The organism is Aquicoccus sp. (genome assembly GCF_041686535.1).
Taxonomy (GTDB): Bacteria; Pseudomonadota; Alphaproteobacteria; order Rhodobacterales; family Rhodobacteraceae; genus Aquicoccus.
In genome coordinates, this window is record NZ_JAWLDS010000190.1 from 1 (window position 1) to 2828 (window position 2828).

Annotated in this window: 4 protein-coding genes and 1 pseudogene; 3 read left to right on the top strand and 2 right to left on the bottom strand. The window is 60.6% G+C overall.

Features of this window, described 5'->3' with window-relative positions; all coding sequences use genetic code 11:
• The 3 genes from ACESL9_RS17800 to ACESL9_RS17810 form a co-directional block, all read left to right on the top strand.
• Positions 1 to 582: tyrosine-type recombinase/integrase (locus ACESL9_RS17800; RefSeq protein WP_372675408.1), on the top strand; the 582-nt coding region annotated here is incomplete at its 5' end.
• Between the two features lie 114 nt (positions 583 to 696).
• The gene (locus ACESL9_RS17805) at positions 697 to 924 is read left to right on the top strand and encodes a transcriptional regulator (RefSeq protein ID WP_372675409.1); all 228 of its coding nucleotides are present in this window, start codon (positions 697 to 699) and stop codon (positions 922 to 924) included.
• 41 nt (positions 925 to 965) lie between these two features.
• Positions 966 to 1328: a type II toxin-antitoxin system death-on-curing family toxin gene (locus ACESL9_RS17810; RefSeq protein WP_372675410.1), complete on the top strand. Its 363-nt coding sequence runs from the start codon at positions 966 to 968 to the stop codon at positions 1326 to 1328.
• A 215-nt stretch (positions 1329 to 1543) separates the two neighbouring features.
• On the opposite strand, the gene ACESL9_RS17815 is transcribed toward ACESL9_RS17810, so the two are convergent.
• The gene (locus ACESL9_RS17815; RefSeq protein WP_372675411.1) at positions 1544 to 2341 is read right to left on the bottom strand and encodes a YdcF family protein; all 798 of its coding nucleotides are present in this window, start codon (positions 2339 to 2341) and stop codon (positions 1544 to 1546) included.
• A 36-nt stretch (positions 2342 to 2377) separates the two neighbouring features.
• A pseudogene (locus ACESL9_RS17820) lies at positions 2378 to 2828 on the bottom strand (glycosyltransferase family 2 protein); the annotation flags it as partial.

Here is a 2828-nt window from a genome sequence, read left to right on the forward strand (position 1 = left end):
GGCCGGCCCAAACAGGCCAAGGGCCTCACGCGCGCCTATCTCGACCGCTTCCTCGCGGGACAGCCGGACACGCCTGTGGGACTGCGCAACCGCGCCATGCTGTGTCTTGGCTATGAGCTTCTGACCCGACGATCGGAACTCGTCGCGCTCCGCGTGGACGACCTCGAGGTGCGCGAGGATGGCACACTGCGCGTTCTCATCCGCCGTGCGAAGAACGATCCCTTCGGTGAGGGACGGCTCGCCTTCACCTCGGCGCGCACGGCCGGGCTGGTCGCGGACTGGCTCGCCTGGCGGGGCCCGGACATCGCGCCGCTGTTCTGCCCGATCTATCACGGCAAGCCGATCGACCGCGCGCTCTCGCCCGACACCGTGAAACGGCTCGTCAAGGAAGGCGCGGGTCGGGCCGGTCTCGATCCGTGCGAAGCGCGCGATTTTTCGGGGCACTCGATGCGCGTGGGGGCGGCTCAAGATCTCCTGCGGCGCGGCTTTGATACCGCCGCCATCATGCGCGCGGGCGGCTGGACCTCGATCAACGTGCTGTCGCGCTACCTTGCTTATGCGGAACATAATGTCTGGGAGTAAGCGTGACGCGAATGGATGTGTTGAGGACGCCTTTCCACGAGTCCCTTGGATGCCACCATTGCGGTACGCTTCACCTCATCTATATAATAATCATTATATAGATGAGGTATCGGTATGCAAACACTCAAGATAACCACTGTGGGAGGTTCTTCGGGCGTGATCCTCACCAAGGAGGTCATGGCGCATCTCAAGGTCAAGAAGGGCGATACGCTCTATCTCACCGAGGCGGCGGATGGCGGGTATCGCCTGACACCCTACAATCCGGAATTCGCACGTCAGATGTCGCTTGCCGAAGATATCATGCATGATGATCGTGAAGTTCTGCGTGCGCTTGCCAAGTGAGTGATCCATCAAATCCCCCGGCCCGAAAGAACTGGCGTTGGGTGGATCCGGCCATCATCACTGCCATCCACGATCGGCAACTGGCCGAACATGGCGGCTCCGAGGGTCTTCGTGATTCTGGGGGCATCGAAAGCGCGCTCGCCCGCCCCGTCAACGCCGCGAATTACGGCGCGCCCGATGCGGCTGATCTGGCCGCGGCGTATGCCTACGGTCTTGCGAAAAACCATGGCTTTGTGGATGGCAACAAGCGCACTGCCTGGATCACGGCGCGCCTGTTTCTGGCCGATAACGGCTACCGCCTCAGTTTTGACCCAATTGACGCAATCCGTATCATGGAAGGTGTCGCAGGCGGCCTCGTGACGGAGGCCGAACTTGCCGCCTGGTTTCGCGAAAGACTGCTGTGATAAGCTCCAATGCCCTTGATACGGCAGCGGGTTGAGCATCCGGCTCCGTCGGCCATACGGAAATGCTGTACGGTTGCCCAGCACGACGAGCCTTCAGCATGCGCAATTGGACTGCTGTCTGACGTCTGAACGCTATCCTATTGTGGCACCAGGCCGAACATGATGTCAGACCGTTGAGGCGCACGGTGGCGATACCAACTGCCGCGCTCATTGCCTCAGCAGCTCCGGGGGACAAGAGCAGGTGTCCGACCCGTCAGGGAATACACGACCAGACCAATCCACTCCTTGATGGCTATGTTGAGAAGATCGAGGTTCTCGGCGAAAGACCAGGACAGCCCACCAATATCGGCGGCGCGGTAATCTACCGGATATGGGATCATATCGCGCCAACCCGCTGCGCAGAAACTGCCCACACTGCGCGGCATGTGAAACGCCGACGTGACCAGAACCCAAGGTCCACGCGTGGCATCCTCGACAAGCTCATACGTGCGTGTGGCGTTTTCCGCCGTATTGCGCGCTTCTGGCTCCAGCATGATGCGGCTGTCTGCAACTTTGAGACGCGCAAAGAGGGTTTGCGCGCCATCAGCGCCGGAGATGCGTTGGTCAACCAGACTGCCGCTGCCACCGGTGAAAATGAGCTGGGCGTCGGGAAACGCCTGCGCAAGCGCCAGCCCCAGGACGAGCCGCTCGGCCGCCGCATTGAGTTCCGGCAAACCGGTGGCGGCCGACATGCGTGCATCCTCTCCTCCACCCAGGATGATGATGCCCGTCGGCGCCGAGATATCAGGCACGGCTGGAAATCGCATTTCCAGTGGCCGCATCAGGAGTTGTCCAACAGGCACAAGTCCAATGAGCAGGACCAGAAAGAGCGCCGAGACGATAACCTTACCGGCAGCCGCAACGCGATCCCGGTGCAGGGACCAAATGCCCAAAACCAGAAGCAGGACGATCCAGCTTTCCGGCCGGGCCACCAGCCAGAAGAGCTTGGAGGCCACGAAAAACAGTGTCGCCATCAGGATTGAGCTTGCCGAGATGCGTGGACTGGCGCGTCAATCACGATCCGTCGTATCGACATGGATCGTGATACCAAGAACGTTTCGAATGGCATCGATCACGTCTGCATCTTGCACGCGCATATGAGTCTTTACCTCATGGAGCTTCATGTCGACGAGGTAGCGGTACCAGAAGCCCTGCAGCACGTGGAACGCCGTACCTTCCTTTCCGTCAAGAAATCCCAACCGGACCACATACCGGTAGACGAAATACGCGAACGCCCGGAACCCGCCTGGCAGCCGCGCATAGACCCGCTCCTTGAGCCAGCGCTTGACGCCTGCCTGCTGCCCGCCCCGGAGGTCCGCCACGGTTTCATGTGCCATGAAACCGTACTCAAGGTTCAGCAGATCCACGACCTCGCGTGACGCGTAGGCGTTATGCTTTTCGGTCCACCAGGTCAGCGAATTACGGTTGTCGTCGATTAGTTCGCCCGTGAAATCCGCCGTG

Coding starts and splice junctions, on each gene's coding strand:
- ACESL9_RS17805 (WP_372675409.1), top strand. CDS start 697: ATGCAAACACTCAAGATAACCACTGTGGGAGGTTCTTCGGGCGTGATC.
- ACESL9_RS17815 (WP_372675411.1), bottom strand. CDS start 2,341: ATGGCGACACTGTTTTTCGTGGCCTCCAAGCTCTTCTGGCTGGTGGCC.